Annotated in this window: 17 protein-coding genes; 6 read left to right on the top strand and 11 right to left on the bottom strand. The window is 67.1% G+C overall.

The window, feature by feature from the left end:
- Positions 1-2: 2 nt before the first annotated feature.
- The 5 genes from ACH13J_RS05670 to ACH13J_RS05650 all read right to left on the bottom strand — a co-directional run bounded on the left by ACH13J_RS05670 (position 3) and on the right by ACH13J_RS05650 (position 5,300).
- Positions 3-2,048 carry an acetyl-CoA carboxylase biotin carboxylase subunit gene (locus ACH13J_RS05670; protein WP_397542342.1) on the bottom strand — a complete coding sequence of 682 codons (2,046 nt, stop codon included), beginning with the start codon at positions 2,046-2,048 and terminating at the stop codon, positions 3-5.
- 360 nt (positions 2,049-2,408) lie between these two features.
- Positions 2,409-2,771, bottom strand: coding sequence for a hypothetical protein (locus ACH13J_RS05665; RefSeq protein WP_397542341.1), 363 nt, complete (start codon positions 2,769-2,771; stop codon positions 2,409-2,411).
- 84 nt (positions 2,772-2,855) lie between these two features.
- The gene (locus ACH13J_RS05660; protein ID WP_397542340.1) at positions 2,856-3,011 is read right to left on the bottom strand and encodes a hypothetical protein; all 156 of its coding nucleotides are present in this window, start codon (positions 3,009-3,011) and stop codon (positions 2,856-2,858) included.
- A gap of 220 nt (positions 3,012-3,231) precedes the next feature.
- On the bottom strand, positions 3,232-3,654 hold the full coding sequence (locus ACH13J_RS05655) for a DUF6497 family protein (protein WP_397542339.1): 423 nt from the start codon (positions 3,652-3,654) through the stop codon (positions 3,232-3,234).
- Positions 3,655-3,767: 113 nt separating this feature from the next.
- Positions 3,768-5,300 carry a carboxyl transferase domain-containing protein gene (locus ACH13J_RS05650; RefSeq protein ID WP_397542338.1) on the bottom strand — a complete coding sequence of 511 codons (1,533 nt, stop codon included), beginning with the start codon at positions 5,298-5,300 and terminating at the stop codon, positions 3,768-3,770.
- Between ACH13J_RS05650 and ACH13J_RS05645 the strand changes: the two genes are divergently transcribed.
- The 3 genes from ACH13J_RS05645 (at position 5,299) to ACH13J_RS05635 (ending at position 8,349) form a co-directional block, all read left to right on the top strand.
- Positions 5,299-5,484, top strand: coding sequence for a hypothetical protein (locus ACH13J_RS05645; RefSeq protein ID WP_397542337.1), 186 nt, complete (start codon positions 5,299-5,301; stop codon positions 5,482-5,484). The genes ACH13J_RS05650 and ACH13J_RS05645 overlap by 2 nt on opposite strands.
- A gap of 94 nt (positions 5,485-5,578) precedes the next feature.
- The gene (locus ACH13J_RS05640) at positions 5,579-6,808 is read left to right on the top strand and encodes a Bcr/CflA family efflux MFS transporter (RefSeq protein ID WP_397542336.1); all 1,230 of its coding nucleotides are present in this window, start codon (positions 5,579-5,581) and stop codon (positions 6,806-6,808) included.
- Between the two features lie 143 nt (positions 6,809-6,951).
- The gene (locus ACH13J_RS05635) at positions 6,952-8,349 is read left to right on the top strand and encodes a helix-turn-helix domain-containing protein (RefSeq protein ID WP_397542335.1); all 1,398 of its coding nucleotides are present in this window, start codon (positions 6,952-6,954) and stop codon (positions 8,347-8,349) included.
- Positions 8,350-8,448: 99 nt separating this feature from the next.
- Here the strand turns inward: ACH13J_RS05635 and ACH13J_RS05630 are convergent, their stop codons facing one another.
- The 4 genes from ACH13J_RS05630 to betI form a co-directional block, all read right to left on the bottom strand.
- A complete protein-coding gene (locus tag ACH13J_RS05630; protein WP_397542334.1) occupies positions 8,449-8,685 on the bottom strand; it encodes a YdcH family protein in 237 nt (78 codons plus the stop codon).
- An 89-nt stretch (positions 8,686-8,774) separates the two neighbouring features.
- Positions 8,775-10,433: a choline dehydrogenase gene (gene betA, locus ACH13J_RS05625; protein ID WP_397542333.1), complete on the bottom strand. Its 1,659-nt coding sequence runs from the start codon at positions 10,431-10,433 to the stop codon at positions 8,775-8,777.
- A 73-nt stretch (positions 10,434-10,506) separates the two neighbouring features.
- On the bottom strand, positions 10,507-12,024 hold the full coding sequence (betC, locus tag ACH13J_RS05620; RefSeq protein ID WP_397542332.1) for a choline-sulfatase: 1,518 nt from the start codon (positions 12,022-12,024) through the stop codon (positions 10,507-10,509).
- A complete protein-coding gene (betI, locus tag ACH13J_RS05615) occupies positions 12,021-12,605 on the bottom strand; it encodes a transcriptional regulator BetI (protein ID WP_397542331.1) in 585 nt (194 codons plus the stop codon). Before betI ends, betC begins: the two co-directional genes overlap by 4 nt.
- A 303-nt stretch (positions 12,606-12,908) precedes the next feature.
- Here betI and ACH13J_RS05610 point away from each other — a divergent pair, with 303 nt between their 5' ends.
- Positions 12,909-14,468: an ABC transporter substrate-binding protein gene (locus tag ACH13J_RS05610; protein ID WP_397542330.1), complete on the top strand. Its 1,560-nt coding sequence runs from the start codon at positions 12,909-12,911 to the stop codon at positions 14,466-14,468.
- 127 nt (positions 14,469-14,595) lie between these two features.
- Here ACH13J_RS05610 and ACH13J_RS05605 read toward each other — a convergent pair whose 3' ends face one another.
- Positions 14,596-15,639 (bottom strand): DUF1036 domain-containing protein, encoded by a 1,044-nt coding sequence (locus tag ACH13J_RS05605; RefSeq protein WP_397542329.1) that lies wholly within the window; start codon positions 15,637-15,639, stop codon positions 14,596-14,598.
- Between the two features lie 41 nt (positions 15,640-15,680).
- A complete protein-coding gene (locus tag ACH13J_RS05600; protein WP_397542328.1) occupies positions 15,681-16,595 on the bottom strand; it encodes an EamA family transporter in 915 nt (304 codons plus the stop codon).
- 125 nt (positions 16,596-16,720) lie between these two features.
- Here ACH13J_RS05600 and ACH13J_RS05595 point away from each other — a divergent pair, with 125 nt between their 5' ends.
- Both ACH13J_RS05595 and ACH13J_RS05590 read left to right on the top strand, forming a co-directional pair.
- Positions 16,721-17,272, top strand: a complete 552-nt coding sequence (locus ACH13J_RS05595) for a DUF6647 family protein (RefSeq protein WP_397542327.1) — start codon at positions 16,721-16,723, stop codon at positions 17,270-17,272.
- Positions 17,273-17,332: 60 nt separating this feature from the next.
- Positions 17,333-19,033 (top strand): DNA methyltransferase, encoded by a 1,701-nt coding sequence (locus tag ACH13J_RS05590; RefSeq protein ID WP_397542326.1) that lies wholly within the window; start codon positions 17,333-17,335, stop codon positions 19,031-19,033.
- Positions 19,034-19,067 lie beyond the last annotated feature (34 nt).

The raw sequence follows: 19,067 nt of genomic DNA, 5'->3' as shown, positions 1-19,067 counted from the left end.
CCTCACTCGAACTCCATGATCACGTCGTCCACGGCGAGGCTGTCGCCCGGGTCGGCGTTGATCTTCGCCACCACGGCCTTGCGCTCGGCGCGCAGGATGTTTTCCATCTTCATCGCCTCCACCGTGCAAAGCGCCTGCCCTTCCTGCACCTCGTCGCCGACCTGCACGGCGAGGCTGACCACGAGCCCGGGCATCGGGCACAGCAGCATCTTGGACGTGTCGGGGGGCGCCTTCTCTGGCATCCGAGAGGCCAGCTCGGCCTGGCGGGGGGTGCGCACATGCACGTTGAGATCCGCCCCGCGGCTTCGGATGCGAAAACCGCCCGTGACCTTGCCGACCTTCAGCACCAGCGGGCTGCCCGCCACATCCAGCCGCGCGAGCTGGTCGCCCGGCGTCCAGTCGCTGGTCACGCGCATGGTGCCGCCGTCCTCGAAATCCACGGTCGCGCCGTCCCGATCGGCGGCGATGCGCAGCGCGTGCGTCTGGCCCTGCAGCGTCACGATCCAGTCGTCGCCCACGTGCCGTTCGTGGTTGTCCATCCGCCCCGAGATCCGCGTGCGCCGTATCTCGGCCACCCGGTGCATCGCCGCGCAGCTCGCCGCGATGCGGCGCAGGGCATGATCGTCCAGCTCGACACCGTCGAAGCCGTCTGGATACTCCTCGGCGATGAAGGCCGTGGTGATCTCGCCCGAGACGAAGCGGGGATGGTCCATCACCGCGCTCAGGAACGGCAGGTTGTGCCCTATCCCCTCGATCTCGAAACTGTCCAGCGCGATACGCATCGCCTCGATCGCCTCGGCCCGGTCCGGCGCCCACGTGCACAGCTTGGCGATCATCGGATCGTAATACATCGAGATCTCGCCGCCCTCGTAGACGCCGGTGTCGTTACGCACCGCCGTGGCGGCGCTGGCCGCCTCGTCCTGCCACTTGCCCGTCTCCAAGAGCGGGCCGGCCGCCAGTTCCTGCGGCGGGCGGTAGCGGGTCAGCCGCCCGATGGACGGCAGGAAGTTCCGGTAGGGATCCTCGGCATAGACGCGGCTTTCGATCGCCCACCCTCCCAGCTTGACGTCGGATTGCGCAATGGACAGCTTTTCGCCGGCGGCAACCCGGATCATCTGCTCCACCAGGTCGACGCCGGTAATCAGTTCGGTCACCGGGTGTTCCACCTGAAGCCGGGTGTTCATTTCGAGGAAGTAGAAGTTCTTGTCGCCGTCGACGATGAACTCCACCGTGCCGGCGCTGGCATACCCGACCGCGTGCGCCAGCGACACGGCCTGCTCGCCCATGGCCTTGCGCGTCGCCTCGTCGAGGAACGGGCTCGGCGCCTCCTCGATCACCTTCTGGTTCCGCCGCTGGATCGAGCACTCGCGCTCGCCCAGGTAGATGCCGTTGCCGTGGGTGTCGCACAGAACCTGTATCTCGATGTGGCGGGGTTGGGTGACGAACTTCTCGATGAAGATCCGGTCGTCGCCGAAGGAACTCGCCGCCTCGTTCTTGGAGGACTGGAAGCCCTCGCGCGCCTCCTCGTCGGTCCAGGCGATGCGCATCCCCTTGCCGCCGCCGCCCGCACTGGCCTTGATCATCACCGGATAGCCGATCTCCTGGCTGATCCTGACCGCCTCCTCGGGATCCTCGATCAGCCCCATCACGCCGGGCACGGTGTTCACCTCGGCCTCCTTGGCGATCTTCTTGGAGGTGATCTTGTCGCCCATCGCCTCGATTGCGCCCTTGGGCGGGCCGATGAAGGCCACACCCTCGGCCTCCAGCGCCTCGGCGAATTTCGGGTTCTCCGAAAGGAAGCCATAGCCGGGGTGCACCGCCTCGGCCCCGGTCTGGCGGATCGCCTCCATCACCTTGTCGATGACGATATAGCTTTCCGAGGCCGGCGCGGGGCCGATATGCACCGCCTCGTCGGCCATCTGCACGTGCAGCGCGTTCTTGTCGGCCTCCGAATGCACGGCGACGGTCTTTATGCCCATCTTGCGGGCGGTCTTGATCACGCGGCAGGCAATCTCGCCCCGGTTGGCGATCAGGATCTTATTGAACATGTTTCGGGTCCTCTTCTCGGGTCTCGGCCGCGGGACGGGCCGCGGCGGCATGCGGGTCGTGGCCGCCGGTCCGCCGGCCGGCCGCGATTGATGGATCGGGGAAAGCGCGCGTGCGCAAAAAAAGGGGCGGCCTGCATTCGGGGTTGCAGGACCGCCCTCCAGGGGAAGGGTAACGGATAAGACGATACGTCGTCTCGGGCCCTTGGGGGAGGGCCACCATCACGTATCCAACGGTGCACAGGACGGGGGCGCGCGCCAAGCCCAAGTGCCGCCGCACACGCGGATCGGCGGCGCTCCGCGCGAATCCGCAGGGCATGGGCAGAGTCTTGCTCACCCTTGGCGTCGATATCGGGCGGGGGCTCACCACCACTCCGCCCCGTCCTCGAACGCCTCGGGAAAGGCCGCGCGCGCCGCCGCCACGTCCAGCACCAGCCGCGCCTCGTAATCGGCGGGATCGAAATCCTCGTCGGCGGGCTTGACCTCGCGCCCGATGAGCCAGCCCAGGCGCCCGGCATCAAGGTTGCCGCGCTCGAACGGCGCCTCGCCGAAATGAAGCCACAGCGCGCGCACGAAGGCGGCATCGGCCATGCGATCGGCCGGCCGGCGGTCGCGGTAGCGCTCCCGCCGGGTGATCGGTGTGGCGCCTTTGGGGTTGGCGCGGCGGATGGTGAACTGGAAATCCGTGCCGGGCAACCGCCCGGGAAAGCCGCGATGCTTCAGCATGGCGCGCCCCCCAAGCAGCGGTGGCGCGGCGCGGCGGTCGGGGCGGGCCCTAGGGCCTGCCCCGTGTTCTTTCGCGGCAGGCGCCTAGTACTTGCCGCCGTATTTGCCGGTCGGCTCGGGCTCGACGGTGATCGGCTCGGGCTCGACCACGACGAATTCCTCTTGCTGCTGTTGTTGCGCGCAAGCGGCCACGCCAGCGACGAGACCAAGCGCAACGAGGCTCTTGATGGCTTTCGACATTTAGGACTCCTGTATGTGTACACATTTTCTTGTTCGCGCGCCGCAGGCTGCCCCACCATGGCCGCACGCGCTGTTTCGGCCGCACAGGTGCGGCCGCTGCGCAGGATACTGGACTCCCTCCACTTTTCATACTTATCCACAGCGATCCCGACCAGCTGTGACTCGAAAGCCTCAACTGCCGTCCCGCCCGGGCGCCACTCCGCAAGATGTTGTGCGCGCATCAGAAAGCCTCCCAGATGCAGACGCCGTTTTCGAGCCTGTAGGCCTCGAAAACCTGCGCCACCTCCGGGTCGAACACACCGAATTCCGACGCACGGTCCGCCAGCGACACCACGATGCGCGCGCCGTCCGCGCCGGCGGCCCGTGCACGCGGCGCGGCATGCGCCGCGCAAAGGTGCTCCAGATCGGCCTGTATCGCTGACAGCCCCGCCGCGCGATCGAAGCCCGGCGCCACGTAGCGGAACCGCATCACCGGCCCCTCCTGCCGTATGACCTCCTGCAACCGGGCGGTCAGCCCGGATGGCAGGGCAAGGCGCTCCTCCTTCGCCTTGCCCTGCCCCGGGGCGGCGGCCAGCGCCGCCATCACCGCCGCGCCCGCCAACGCGGCGGCCCTCTCCGTTCCTTGCGGTTCGCGTCCACGCATCCTCTATCGGCCTCTCCCGTCGATCTTGCGCCCGCCGGCATCCCGGGCGGGTCCGGGAACACTCGCGGACTTGCCCGGACGGCGCCGACCCTCCTCGCGCCACGCCGCCGCGATCACAGCGGGATGTTGTCGTGCTTTTTCCACGGCACCTGCTTTTTCTTCTTGCGCAGGCTGGCAAAGGCGCGGCTTACCCGCATCCGGGTGTTGTGCGGCATGATCACCTCGTCGATGAAGCCACGCTCGGCCGCCACGAAGGGATTGGCAAAGCGGTCCTCGTATTCCTGCGTGCGCTGCTGGATGCGCTCGGCATCGCCCAGCTCGCTGCGGTAGAGGATTTCCGTCGCCCCCTTGGCGCCCATCACGGCGATCTCCGATGTGGGCCAGGCATAGTTGAAGTCCCCGCGCAGGTGCTGCGAGGACATAACCACATAGGCCCCGCCATAGGCCTTGCGCGTGATCACCGTCACCTTGGGCACCGTCGCCTCGCCATATGCATAAAGCAGCTTGGCGCCATGCTTGATGACACCGCCGTATTCCTGGCTCGTCCCGGGCAGGAAGCCGGGCACGTCCACCAGCGTCAGGATCGGTATCTCGAAGGCATCGCAGAACCGCACGAACCGGGCCGCCTTGCGGCTGGAGTCGATGTCCAGACAGCCCGCCAGCACCATCGGCTGGTTGGCCACCACGCCCACGGTCCGCCCCTCAAGCCGGATGAAGCCGGTGACGATGTTCTTGGCGAACTCGGCCTGGATCTCGTAGAAATCCCCCTCGTCGGCCAGCTTCTCGATCAGTTCCTTCATGTCGTAGGGCACGTTGGGGTTGTCGGGCACCAGCGTGTCGAGACTGGGCTCCATCCGATCGGGCGTGTCGAAGAAGGGGCGCACCGGCGGCTTCTCGCGGTTGTTGAGCGGCAGGAAATCCACCAGCCGGCGCACCTCCGCCAGCGCGTCCACGTCGTTGTCGAAGGCCGCGTCGGCGACCGAGCTCTTGCGCGTGTGCGTGCCCGCCCCGCCCAGCTCCTCGGCCGTGACTTGCTCGTTCGTGACCGTTTTGACCACGTCCGGGCCGGTCACGAACATGTACGAGCTGTCCTTGACCATGAAGATGAAGTCGGTCATCGCCGGCGAGTAGACCGCCCCGCCCGCGCACGGCCCCATGATCACGCTGATCTGCGGGATGACGCCGGAGGCCTCGATGTTGCGCTGGAACACCTCGCCGTACCCGGCAAGGCTGTCCACGCCCTCCTGGATGCGCGCGCCGCCCGAGTCGTTCAACCCGATCACCGGCGCACCGTTTTCCACGGCCATGTCCATGATCTTGCAGATCTTCTGCGCATGGGTGGCGCTGACCGAGCCCCCCAGTACGGTGAAATCCTGGCTGAAGACATAGACCTGCCGGCCGTTGATCGTGCCCCAGCCGGTCACCACCCCATCGCCGTAGGGCTGGTGCTTGTCCATGCCGAAATCCGTGCAGCGATGCGTCTTGAAGGTGTCGAATTCCTCGAAGCTGCCCTCGTCGAGAAGGATCTCGACGCGCTCGCGCGCGGTGAGCTTGCCCTTGGCGTGCTGGGCCTCGATCCGGCGCTCGCCCCCGCCGAGGCGCGCCTCCGCACGGCGGTTCTCGAGTACCTGAAGGATATCTTTCATGGCTGTCCTCTTCCCAATCTGGCGCGAACCTAAAGCCTTGGCCGCGCGATACAAAGCAGAATCCGGCAAATTTGCAAATCTTTCGCACGGACTTTATCAAAAACTGCAAAACCGCAAACCGCGCACGTCCATGCGCTCATCGCGGCCCCCGGGCGCTCTTCGCGAAGAAGCCCGCAAGGGCTGATGAGCGCCGCGCCTGTTGATGCGTGCATCCGCGCACATCCCTCGGGCGCGCGGGCGCCATGGACAACCGGACGATGCCGGCGTAGTGCGATCCCATGTCCGAGGTCTCCGACCCCCTGCCGCCGCGCCGGTTTCTCGACCGCCGCAGCCCCCCGCACATCGCGACGCTGATCCTGCTGTCGGGACTGGCGGCGCTGACGATGAACATCTTCCTGCCCTCGCTGCCGGGGATGACCGCGCATTTCGACACCGATTACCGCCTGATGCAGCTATCGGTCGCGCTCTATCTCGCCGTCAACGCGGCGCTTCAGCTGGTCATCGGCGCGATCTCCGACCGCTATGGGCGGCGCCCCGTCCTGCTGTGGGGCATCGCGCTGTTCCTCGTGGCGACACTGGGCTGCATATTCGCCGGCAATGTCTGGATCTTCCTGTTTTTCCGGATGATGCAGGCCACCATCGTGACCGGCATGGCGCTGTCGCGGGCGGTGGCGCGCGACATGGTTCCGGACGCGCAGGCGGCCAGCATGATCGGCTACGTGACCATGGGCATGGCGGTCGCTCCGATGATCGGGCCGGCCATCGGCGGCGGGCTGGACGCGGTGTTCGGGTGGCAGGCGAGCTTCTGGGCGCTGTTTCTTGCGGGGGCGGCCGTGCTGGTGCTGACATGGGCCGACCTCGGCGAAACCGCGCCGCGCGGCGGCGGCGGCTTTGCCGAGCAGATCCGCGACTACCCCGAGCTGCTCGCCTCGCCCAGGTTCTGGGGCTACACGGTCACGCTCGGCCTGTCGTCCGGGGCCTTCTTTGCCTATCTCGGCGGGGGACCTTATGTGGGCGACCGGGTCTTCGGAATGGACCCGGCAACCTTCGGGCTGTTCTTCGGCGCGCCCGCGGTGGGGTATTTCACCGGCAACTTCGTCTCGGGGCGCTTTTCCGTACGCATGGGCGTCAACAGGATGGTGTTCTGGGGCGCGCTCATCAACGCGGGGGGCGTGGTGCTCAACCTGTCGCTGTTTCATGCGGGGCTGGGCACGCCGGCGAGCTTTTTCGGGCTGATGACCCTGGTCGGGCTTGGCAACGGCATGGTCATCCCCAACGCGACGGCCGGCGCGCTGTCGGTCCGCCCGCACCTGGCCGGCACGGCCGCGGGCCTGTCCGGGGCGCTGATGATCGGGCTGGGCGCGGCGCTCTCGGCATTGGCGGGCGCGCTGCTGACACCCGGCTCGGGCGCCTTCCCGCTGCTTTGGATCATGATGGTCACGGCCTTGGGCGCCGTGGCCGCCATCGCGCTGGTGATCCGGCGCGAGCGCCGGCTGGCCGTATCCTGAGGGGGCGCCGCCCCCGTCCGGGAAAATCTGCGGATTTTCCCGGACTCCCCCGGAGTATTTCGGGCAAGATGACGCCCGGGGCGCTTGCACGCGGGAGTTTGCAAACCTACGCTGGGGAGAGTGTGAAGCTGCAAAGGCCCGCCATGCCGACCCAGAAGCTCTATGCCGGCGCCAAGCTGCGCGAGACGCGCCAGAAACTGGCCCTGACGCAGAAGGACTTCGCCGCCAAGCTCGGCGTCTCGCTGCCCTATCTCAACCAGATGGAAAACAACAACCGCCCGGTCTCCACCACCGTGGTGCTTGCGCTGGCACAGGAGTTCGGCTTCGACGTCACCGAGTTGTCCACGGGCGATGCCGAGCGGATGGTTTCGGACATGCGCGAGGCGCTGGCCGACCCGGTTTTTGCCGACGACCCGCCACCGGTGAGCGACCTGCGGCTCACCGCCTCCAACGCCCCCGCGCTCGCCCGCGCCTTCCTCGAATTGCACCGCGCCTATCGCCAGACGCATGAGCGGCTGGCCAGCCTCGACGAGGCGCTCGGCCGCGAGGACAGCCGGATGCAGCCAAGCCCCTGGGACGAGGTGCGCGATTTCTTCCACTACTGCGACAACTACATCGACGCGGTGGACCGCGCCGCCGAGCGCTTCGCCACGGCCGAACCCGGCCGCCCGGTGCGCGAGATCGCCGAGGCACGCCTGGCCGCGATGGGTATCACGGTCACCGGCACGGACGCGGGCAGGCTGCGCCGTTTCGACCGCGACTCGCGCACGCTCTACCTGTCCACGCGGGCGGAGCCGGAAACGCGCAGCTTCCAGATGCTGCTGCAGGTCGCGCTGCTGACGCAGGACCAGCTGCTCGAGGCCACTCTCGACCTGGCCCGCTTCCAGTCCGACGCGGCCCGCGCCATCGCCAAGATCGGGCTGGCCAATTATTTCGCCGGGGCGGCGCTGATGCCCTACGAGGCGTTCCTCGCCGCCGCCCGCAGCCAGCGCCACGACCTCGAGATCCTCGCCAACACCTTCGGCGCCTCCATCGAGCAGGTCTGCCACCGCCTGTCGACCCTGCAGCGGCCGGGCGCCAAGGGCGTGCCGTTCTTCTTCGTACGGGTGGACCAGGCCGGCACCATCACCAAGCGCCACTCGGCCACGCGCCTGCAGTTCGCGCGGTTCGGCGGCGCCTGCCCGCTGTGGAACGTCCACCGCGCCTTCGAGACGCCGGGCCGCTTCCTGCGGCAACTGGCCGAGACGCCCGACGGCGTGCGCTACATCAGCCTGGCGCGCGACGTCTCCAAGCCGGGCGGCAGTTTCGGCGCGCCGGTGCGCCGCTTTGCCATCGCGCTCGGCTGCGAGATCCGTCACGCCGACGCGCTGGTCTATGCCGACGATCTCGACCTCACCAACGCCAAGGCGTTCGAGCCCATCGGCATCTCCTGCCGCATCTGCGAGCGCACCGGCTGTCATCAGCGATCGGTTCCGCCGCTGGAACGGCGCCTGCACGTCACCCCGGACGAGCGCGACGTGCTGCCTTACAGCGTGGATTGATCAGGAGCGGCGGCCAGGCGCGAGGCAGGCACGTGCGCGCACGTGAGGCACGTTCGCAGCGGCCGCGCGCGATCGCCCGTGCCGCCGGCCCCGGGGCCGTCAGGCCACGAGCATGCGGTAGAGCTCGTCCTTGAGGTGCGCGCGCTTCTTGCGCATCTCGGTCTCGGCCAGCTCCTCGACAGGCTCGACATTGGTTTCGGCCCGGTGCACCGCGCGGTTGATCTGGTGGTACTCGTCGGCGAGGCGCGCGAAGTGGGCGTCGCTGGACTTCAGTTCGTGGATCTTGTCGGCGAGTTCGGGGAATTCGTCGTGCAACTCGTGCGGGGTATGGGACATCCGGGATTCCTTTTTTCATGGTGTCGGGGCCACGCTAGACCGGTGCGCAGCCCCGCTGCCTTGACGCGGATCAAACCGGTGCGCCGATGTCAGCGTTGCGCCGTCTGCCAGCGCGGATGAATCCATGGCCGCGCGTTGTCCGGCGGCAGCGGTGTGCGCCCGAGGATATGGTCCGACATCTTCTCGCCCAGCATGATCGAGGGCGCGTTGAGGTTGCCGTTGGTGATGCGGGGAAACAGGCTCGAATCGGCCACGCGCAAACGCTCCACACCGATCACGCGGCCCTGCGGATCGACCACCGCACGGGGGTCGTCGGCCCGGCCCATCCGGCAGGTCCCGCAAGGGTGGTAGGCGCTCTCGGCGTGGTCGCGGATGAAGGCGTCAAGGTCGGCGTCGTCCTGCACGCCCGGGCCCGGCTGGATCTCGTGGCCGGCATAGGGGGCGAAGGCCGGCTGTTCGAATATCTCCCGCGTCAGACGGATGCAGCGGCGGAACTCGACCCAGTCGCGCGCCTCGCTCATGTAGTTGAACCGGATCACGGGGGCATCCCCGGGATCGGCGCTGCGCAACGTCACCGCCCCCCGCGACGGGCTGCGCATCGGCCCCACATGCGCCTGAAAACCGTGCCCCTCTGCCGCGGCCTGCCCGTCGTAACGAACCGCGATCGGCAGGAAGTGGAACTGGATGTCGGGATACTCGACCCCCGGCTCCGAGCGGATGAAGCCGCAGCTTTCGAACTGGTTGGACGCGCCGGGCCCCTTGCGCCCCAGCAGCCAGCGCAAGCCGACCCACGCCTTGCCGAACAGGTTCCAGTAGGTGTAAAGGCTCACGGGCTTTCGCGCCGCCCTCTGGATGTAGAGCTCCAGGTGATCCTGCAGGTTGGCCCCGACGCCGGGGCGGTCGGCCACCACGTCGATGCCGTGCTCTGCCAGGTGCGCGGCCGGCCCGACGCCCGACAGCATCAGCAGCTTGGGTGAATTGATGGCCGAGGCGGCGAGGATCACCTCGCGGCGCGCTCGGATCACCTCCGACCGCCCCCGCACGACGGCCTCCACCCCCACGGCGCGGCCCTCCTCGATCACCGCGCGCTGCACCAGCCCGCGGACGAGGTCGCAGTTCTGGCGCCGCAGCGCGGGCCTGAGATAGGCATTGGCCGCCGACCAGCGCCGCCCCTGCCACACGGTCATCTCGAAGGGGCCGAACCCTTCCTGTTTCTCTCCGTTGTAATCCTCCGTAAGCTCGTAGCCGGCCTGTCCGCCCGCCGCGATGAAGGCGCGGGTGAGCGGGTTTTCCATCGTCCCCCGGCTGACGTGCAGCGGCCCGTCGGTGCCGCGCCAGCCCGGATCGCCGCCATGGCCGCCATCATGCCAGGATTCCATCCGCTTGAAGTAAGGCAGGACGTCGGAGAAACCCCAGCCGTCGCAGCCTTCGTCGCGCCAGTGGTCGTAGTCGCGGGCGTGGCCGCGCACATACACCATCCCGTTGATCGAGGACGACCCGCCGATCACCTTGCCGCGCGGACAGGCCAGCCGCCGCCCGCCCAAGTGTGGCTCGGGCTCGCTGCTGTAGCCCCAGTCGTAGCGGCGCATGTTCATCGGGTAGCTCAGCGCGCCGGGCATCTGGATGAACGGGCCCGCATCGGTGCCGCCGTGCTCCACCACGAGAACCGAGCTGCCCGCCTCGCTGAGGCGATAGGCCATGGCACAGCCCGCGCTGCCCGCGCCCACGATCACGTAATCCGCTTCCATCAGCGCGCTCCGGTTGCGCCGCCGCGCCCATGGCCGGCCGCGTGAAATGGGTATTTGGACCAAGAAGAAACCATCACTCGCCCCGCGGGAAACGCTGGCTCTCTTCGACCCGGTTGAGATCCATGTGGTTGCGCATGTAACGTTCGCTCGCCTTTTGCAGCGGCTGGTAGTCCCAGGGATAGTAGCCGCCCTGCCGCAGCGCCTCGTAGACAACCCACCGGCGGGCCTGGCTCTCGCGGACCTGCGCATCGAACAGCGGCAGATTCCACCTTTCGTCGGCCATGTCGCTGAAATGCCGCAGCGTGCCGGCATGGGCCGGGTCATCGGCGAGGTTGGTCAGCTCGTGGGGGTCGGCGTCGAGGTCGAACAGCTGGTCTGGATCGAGCGCGCAGCGCGTGAACTTCCAGCGGCCCTCGCGCAGCGCGATGAGTGGCGCGTAGGAGGCCTCAGCGGCGTATTCCATCGCCACGGGCGCCGTGCGCGCGGTGCCCCGCCCCTGGGGCACCAGGCTGTGCCCCTCGGTCCATGGCTGCACCTCCTCCATGCTGACGCCGGCGAGGTCACACAGCGTGGGACACACGTCGATGGTGCTGACGGGCTCGGGCACGAGCCCCGGCGCCATCCCCGGCGCGGAGACCATCAGCGGCACGCGGGCCGATCCCTCGTAGAAGGACATCTTGAACCAAAGCCCCCGCTCGCCCAGCATGTCGCCGTGATCGCTGACAAACAGGATGATCGTGTCGTCGGCCTGCCGCGTGCCGTCGAGCGCCTCCATCACCTCGCCGATCTTGTCGTCGAGATAGGAGATGTTGGCGAAATACGCCCGCCGCGACCGGCGTATGTCCTGCCCGGAAATATCGAAGCTGCGCCAGTCATTGGCGTCGAAGATGCGCTGCGAATGCGGGTCGTGATCGGCGTAGGCCATCGCCGGAACCTCCGGCTCCAGATGCGCGCAATCCTCGTAGAGATCCCAGTATTTCTTGCGTGCCACGTAAGGGTCGTGGGGATGGGTGAAACTGACGGTCAGGCACCACGGCCGGTCGTCATGCCCCCGGCCAAGGTCATAGACCTTGCGCGTGGCGTGATAGGCCACCTCGTCGTCGTACTCCATCTGGTTGGAGATCTCGGCCACTCCGGCGCCGGTGACGGAGCCGAGGTTGTGATACCACCAGTCGATCCGCTCGCCCGGCTTGCGGTAATCGGGCGTCCAGCCGAAATCGGCGGGGTAGATGTCGGTGGTCAGCCGCTCCTCGAAGCCGTGCAGCTGGTCGGGGCCCACGAAATGCATCTTGCCAGACAGGCAGGTCTGGTAACCCGCCCGCCGCAGGTGATGGGCGTAGGTGGGAATGTCGGCGGCGAACTCGGCGGCGTTGTCGTAGACGCGGCTCCGCGAGGGCAGCAGGCCGGACATGAAGCTCGCCCGTCCCGGAGCGCAGAGAGGGCTGGCGGTGTAGGCGTTTGAAAACCGCGTCGAGCGCGCGGCCAGCCGCTTGAGGTTGGGCGCGTGCAGCCACTCGGCCGGGCCGTCGGGAAACAGCGTGCCGTTGAGCTGGTCGACCATGAAGATCAGCATGTTGGGCTGACGGGTCATCGGGCCTCCTGTTCGAGAAACGTGTCGATATAATGCAGCATGACGTCGATGGCGGCGTCGGGCGAAAGCGGGTCGCCGCCCAACGCCTGCCGCAGGTAGAGCCCGTCGATCATCGCCGCGAGTCCACGGGTCAGCGTCCAGTCGTCACCATCCGAGACCTGTCGCACGGCATGGTGCAGGTTCGACCGCAGCCGCCGCTGGTAGATGTCGAGCAGGCGATGCGCCTCGGGCGATTTCTGGGCCTGCACGTAGAAGTTGAGCCAGGCCGAGACCGTCTCGGGGCGGAACTGCCGGGGCGAGAAACTGGCGCGCACGATCGCCTCGATCCGGTCACGCGGCGTTTTCGCCATCACCAGCGCCCCGCGCACCTCGGCGCCGTAGAGGGACAGGATGTGCCGCATCGCGGCGGCAAAGATCTGTTCCTTCGACCCGAAATAATGATGCGCCAGCGCCGGCGACATGCCCGCGCGCCTGGCGATCTGGCTGACGGTCACGTCAAGCGTGCCGCGCGTGCCGATTTCCTGGATCGTGGCCTCCACCAGGGCCGCGCGGCGGATGGGTTCCATGCCGAGCTTGGGCATCCGGTCCTCTCTGCAAAGCTTTACAGCCTCGTACTATCCGTGTTTAATTGATCCGTCAATCAATAACCCGGTGGAGGCGGTGGCCGACCCCAACAGCACGAACGCATGGTTATCCGTTGCTTTGCCGCAGGCGATCGTATTAGGTTTCACACATGCGACACTAAAGACTGCTTTAGGTCCTTTACGGACCATGTCCGGACGCGCGACGCGCCGACCGGGTGGTATTGACCCGACCAGTGCCGTGCGCATCCTGCGCGCGGCACGAAATCGACAAACGTGACCAAAACCAGGGAGACCTTGCAAATGTCACTTATCAAGGGCGGATTTCTTGACCGCCGCGGATTTCTGAAAACCACGGCCGCCGCCGCTGCGGCCTCGACGCTGCCGATGGGCGGGGCCTTTGCGCAAACGCCCAAGCGCGGCGGGCACCTGCGCGTGGCCAAGGGCCACGGCCAGACCACCGACACGCTCGACCCCGGCCAGTGGGACAACGGCTACATGCTGGCGCTCGGCTTCGCCATCCACGGCCGGCTGACCGAGGTCGCCACCGACGGCAGCCTGGTGCCGGAACTGGCCGAAAGCTGGGAAGCCTCTGAAGGAGCCTCGGTCTGGCGCATCAAGCTGCGCAAGGGCGTGACCTTCCACTCGGGCAAGCCGCTGACACCCGAGGACGTGGTCGCCTCGATCAACCACCATCGCGGCGAGGACTCGACCTCGGCCGCCGGGCCGATCGTGGAGCCGATCACCGATATCGCCATCGAGGGCAACGACACGGTCGTCTTCACGCTGGAGGGCGGCAATGCCGACTTCCCCTTCATCCTGAGCGACTACCACCTCGTCATCTGCAAGGCCGACGGCGACGGCATCGACTGGAAGTCGGGCGACGGCTGCGGCAGCTACGTGCTCAAGAACTTCAACCCCGGCGTCAGCTCGGAATTCGAGCGCAACCCCAACCACTGGCGTGACGATGTTGCCTGGGTCGACAGTTGCGAGATGCTGTCGATCGTGGACCAGAACGCGCGCACCACGGCGCTGGTTTCGGGCGACGTGCACGCCATCGACCGCGTCGACCTCAAGGCGGCCGATCTGCTCGGGCGCCGGCCGGGCGTGACGGTGGAATCGCTGGCGGGCACGCAGCACTACACCTTCGCGATGGACACCCGTGCCGACCCCTTCAGCGACAACAACGTGCGCCAGGCGCTGAAATACGGGATCAACCGCGAGGAACTGGTCGACAAGATCCTGTTCGGCTACGGCTCGGTCGGCAACGACCACCCCATCGGCCAGAGCCAGCGCTTCTACAATTCCGAGCTTGAGCAGAAGACCTACGACCCCGAGAAGGCCAAGTGGTACCTCAAGCAGGCCGGCATGGACAGCGTGTCCGTGTCGCTGCACAGCTCGGACGCGGCGTTCGCGGGCGCGGTGGACGCGGCGACGCTGTACCAGAACTCCGCCAAGGAGGCGGGTATCGAACTCGAGGTCGTGCGCGAACCCAAGGACGGCTACTGGTCGGATGTGTGGATGAAGGACCCCTTCACCGCAGTTTACTGGGGCGGTCGCCCGGTCGAGGACCAGATGTTCGCCACCGCCTACAAGTGCGGCGCGGCCTGGAACGACAGCTTCTGGTGCAACGAGCGTTTCGACGAGCTGCTGGTCAAGGCCCGCGCCGAGCTCGACGAGGACAAGCGTCGCGAGATGTACTGGGAAATGCAGGATCTCGTGGCCAACCAGGGCGGTGTCTGCATCCCGATGTTCGCCAACTACGTGCAGGCCATCGGCCCGGACGTGGCCCATGGCGAAATGGCGTCGAACTGGGAGATGGACGGCGAGCGTTGGATGGAGCGCTGGTGGCTCAACTCGTAAGCCGCGGCGCGGCCATCGCCGCGTGACGAAACAGGCCCCGGCGATTGATTTCGCCGGGGCTTTTCAACGGGTGATATGCAGCTGTTTCAGCGACGCGCCGAACTGGGCCGAGGACCGCGCCAGACACTCAATCCGTCTTGCGATAGCTCACCCGCGCCTCGTGCCCCATCAGGATCAGGTCCATCCAGCCGCCCGCAACGTTGTCGATCAGGTAACAATAGCTGTCACGGTGCTGCGCGCTGGTCTGTATCATGACGGGCCCCGCACCGGCGCTGTCGGGGCAGTCGGGCGCCACGTCCAGGTAAATCGTGTCCACGTGGCCCTGCCGGTAATAGCGGTGCATCTCCGCACCCTGGATGTACAGTGTCTCGTTGGCGTCATCGGCCGACACCCAGTTGCCCTGCATCGCCCGGCGCAGATGCGCGTAAGAGTCCTGCCCGGCCAGGATCTCGGCCGCGCTGATGGCCAGCTGCGCGCTGCTGTCGCCATGGGCGAACAGATCGCCCGTCACCGCCACCGGCGTGTTCAGGGGCAGCGTCTCGAACCGGGCGAGGAACGCGCGCGGCGTCGGATCGTCGTAGCCTGCGAAATACTTCCATCCATTGCCGATGAACGTGCAGGCCTCGAACCCGTCGTGGAAATCGCAGCCCTGGAACATCAGCCGGCTGGAAAAGGGTTCGCCGTGCTGCCCGCGCACCAGCCCGCTGCGCGTGCCCCGTGGCGCGGCGGCCGTGGCGGCGGCGCTCTTGGCCGCGGCCTGCTTGCGCCCCGCCGGCTTGCCCTCGATCCGGTGGGTGTGGCGCGTCGCCGTCTCGCCCGTGTCTATGACGGCAAAACCCGCCGTCGCGTAGCCGCGCGCCGCGCACGCCGTGTCGCCCACGATGGTGTGCGCCGCGGTCTGCGTGCAGAATTCGTACGCGCCCCCCGCAACCACCCGCCCTGCCGCGGTGGCGCGGTAGTAGTAATAGCGGTTCGACAGCACCCCAGCGACCGGTTCGACACAGGCGTCCGGATCAAGGTTCCACCATCCCTCCGACACCCAGTCGCCGCCCGACTTGTAGCCGACGGCCACCGAAAGCCGCTCGACGGTCCCGTTGCATATCTCGAGCCCCGCCAGCGCCGCGCCCGGCCACAATGCCAGCGCGGCCATCGGCCCGATCCAGTGTCGCATGTTGTCCCCCGCACCCGGCGCCCGGATGCGCGGGGCCACCATCATACCTTCGTCGCCGGGACCGGCGGCGTCAATGCCCGCCGCTTGAGCTGCGCCTCGCGCCAGCTGATGAAGCTGACCGCCGCCACGATCACGGTGCCGCCGAGGATCACCCACGGGTCGAACGGCTCGCCGAAAACCAGCACGCCAAGGCTGACCGCCCAGACAAGCTGCAGGAACGTCACCGGCTGCGTCACCGCCAGCGGCGCCGCGCGGAACGCCAGCGTCATGGTGTAGTGGCCGGCCGTGGCGAACCCCGCCACCCCCGTCAGGATCGCCAGTTCGCCCCATGTGGGCGTCACCCAGTCCATCGCGGCCAGCGGGGCCAGCCCGATGGTCACGCTGATCGACAGCATCGCCACCACCACCCCCGCGCTGCAGCGCTGCGACAGCAGCTTGGCCATCAGGTACGAGCCCCCGAACAGCACCGCGGTGAAGATCATCGCCACGTGCCCCGCCCCCACCTCGCGGAAGCCGGGGCGCAGGATGATCAGCGCCCCCAAAAGCGCCGCCAGAACCGCCACCACCCGCCGCGCCGCGAGCCGCTCGCCCAGAAACAGCGCCGCCCCCAGCGTGACGTAGACGGGCGAGAGATAATTCATCGCGGTCACGTCCGCGATGGGAATGCGCGCCATGGCGTAGAACCAGCACACCACGCCCAGCGCATGTGCCAGCCCCCGCCAGCCAAACAGCCACCACGTGCCCCGGTCCAGCCGCAGGCGCATGAGCGGCCGCAGCATCGGCAGGAAGAACACAAGCCCGATCACGTAGCGCAGGAACGCCGCCTGCGGCGCGGGCACGCGCGTGCCCAGCACCTTCACCATCGCGGTGACGCCCACGAACATCAGCCCCGTGACCACCATCCAGACCACCCCGCGCAGGGGGCTTGTCACGGGTGGGGTCGTCATCTCGCTCATGCCCCGCATTAACCGCACCCGCCTGGCCGATGTCGAGGGGGCACGGCGCACAGGCGGCGGCGCGCGGGCGCACAAACCGGCCTCCGGGCTTTGACATCGCCGCGACCGGCAGCGCATCAAGGGACATGCGCACCGCGATCCTGTTTGCCCTCCTCCTGCTCGCCCCGGCCTCCGCCGCGGCGCGGCCGGCGGGCGACTGCCCGGCGCCCGACATGCCGCCCCGCGCGCTGGTCGAGTCGCTGATCCGCTGGATCGGGGCGGAAACCGGCTATGACATGGCGTCCGCGCTGGCGCGTCCGCCCGGGATCCGCTTCTGCCGAACGGGCGAGATGATCGAGTATGACGGCGCGGGCTGGTTCGTCGACCCCGCGCTGCGCGCCGCCTACGACCTGAAAACGCGGACGGTCTACCTCGTGCTGCCATGGGACGCGGACGACGCCTTCGACCGGTCCGTGCTCCTGCACGAACTGGTCCACCACGTCCAGCTGGCCAACCGCGACTGGCCCTGCCCCGGCGCGCCGGAATGGCAGGCCTACAAGCTGCAGGACCGATGGCTGCGCGCCCGCGGCATCGAACACGGCTTCGACTGGCTGCGCATCTGGTTCATGTCCCGCTGCCCCCGCGACATCCACCCCGACTGCCCCGCCCCATGGACAGCCGCGCGCAGGCATGGCTAAACTGCCCCTCAACCAATGGTCGCCACCATGGGGACAGGCACTAAAACGGGGCGCGCAGGCATGGCCAACCACCTATTTTACGGCGACAACCTGCAGGTGCTGCGCGACAGCATCGCGGATGAAAGCGTGGACCTGATCTACCTCGACCCGCCGTTCAACTCCAACGCCAGCTACAACGTGCTGTTCAAAGGGCCGGCGGGCAACGAGTCGGCCGCCCAGATCGAGGCCTTCGACGACACCTGGCACTGGACCGACGCGGCCGAAGAGGCGTATGGCGAGGTCATGCGCTCGGGCAACGGCGCCGCGGCGGAGATGCTGCGCGCCATGCGCTCGTTCCTGGGCGAGAACGACATGATGGCCTACCTCGCGATGATGGCCGTGCGGCTGCTGGAACTGCACCGGGTGCTCAAGCCCACCGGCTCGCTCTACCTGCACTGCGACCCGACCGCGAGCCATTACCTGAAGATATTGCTGGATGCGGTGTTTGGAGCGAAGAATTTTCGAAGCGAGATTACTTGGAAAAGATCGTCTGCGCACAGCGATGCCAAGCAAGGCCGAAAACAATATGGCAATATATCGGATATCATATTCTTCTATTCAAAGTCTTCTGATTGGACTTGGAATTGGATATTCACCGACTATGACGATGAATACATACAATCTGCTTATCGACTAAAAGATTCGAATGGACGCCGATATCGCCGTGATAACCTTACAGCAGCCAAACCGGGAGGCGACGTAGAGTATCTTTGGCCTGTTAAAAGGCCAGTGGGCGGAGCATGGGAAGCTGATCTAGATGATGAATTTCAAAACCCCAAAGAGAATTGGGAATATAAACAGGTTCCACCCTATAAGGGGCGTTATTGGGCATATAGCAAAGTAAATATGAAGAAATTCGCCAAAGAAGGGCGACTTGCTTATGCTAGAAGCGGCATGCCAGAATATAAACGTTATCTGGATGAAATGCCTGGCGTACCAGTTCAAAACATTTGGACAGACATACCACCAGTCGGAGGAAAAGACCGCCTCGGCTACCCCACCCAGAAACCCGTGGCCCTGCTCGAACGCATCATCGCCGCCTCCTCCAACCCCGGCGACGTGGTGCTCGACCCCTTCTGCGGCTGCGGCACCACCGTGCACGCGGCCGAGAAGCTGGGGCGGCAATGGATCGGCATCGACGTCACCCATCTTGCCATCGGGCTGATCGAGAAACGCCTGCGCGACGCCTTCCCCAAGGTGGAATTCACCACCCACGGCGTGCCGCAGGACATCGCGGGCGCGCGCGACCTCGCCAACCGGGGCCGCGAGGACAAGAATTACTATTTCGAGTTCGAGAAATGGGCGCTCTCCCTCATCGCGGCCCAGCCCGGCAACCTCGGGAAAAAGGGCGCCGACAAGGGCATCGACGGCAATATCTATTTCGGCAAGACGCAGCGCGCCATCGTCAGCGTCAAGGCGGGCGACAACATCGGCGTCGGCATGATCCGCGATCTGCGCGGCACGATCGAGCGCGAGGGCGCCGAGATCGGCGTGTTCCTCACCCTGACCGAGCCGAAGAAAACGATGGTGGCCGAGGCCGCCGCGGCCGGCCAGTTCGAGATGGAGGGGTTCGCGCCCGTCCCGCGCATCCAGATCGTCACCGTCGCCGAGGCGCTGGAGCTGCGCGACCGCGCCGTGCGCCTGCCCGCCCGGCGCGATGATGCCTTCAGGAAAGCCGCCCGCGAGGAAGATCGCGGCGCGCAGGGAAAGCTTGACCTCTGAGCGCCCGCCGGGCGTGGCCGTCGCCGTGGCGACC

Source organism: Roseovarius salis (assembly GCF_044472985.1).
Taxonomy (GTDB): domain Bacteria; phylum Pseudomonadota; class Alphaproteobacteria; order Rhodobacterales; family Rhodobacteraceae; genus Roseovarius; species Roseovarius salis.
Note: the sequence above shows the minus strand (reverse complement) of the source record. Positions and strands in the feature narration are given on the sequence as shown.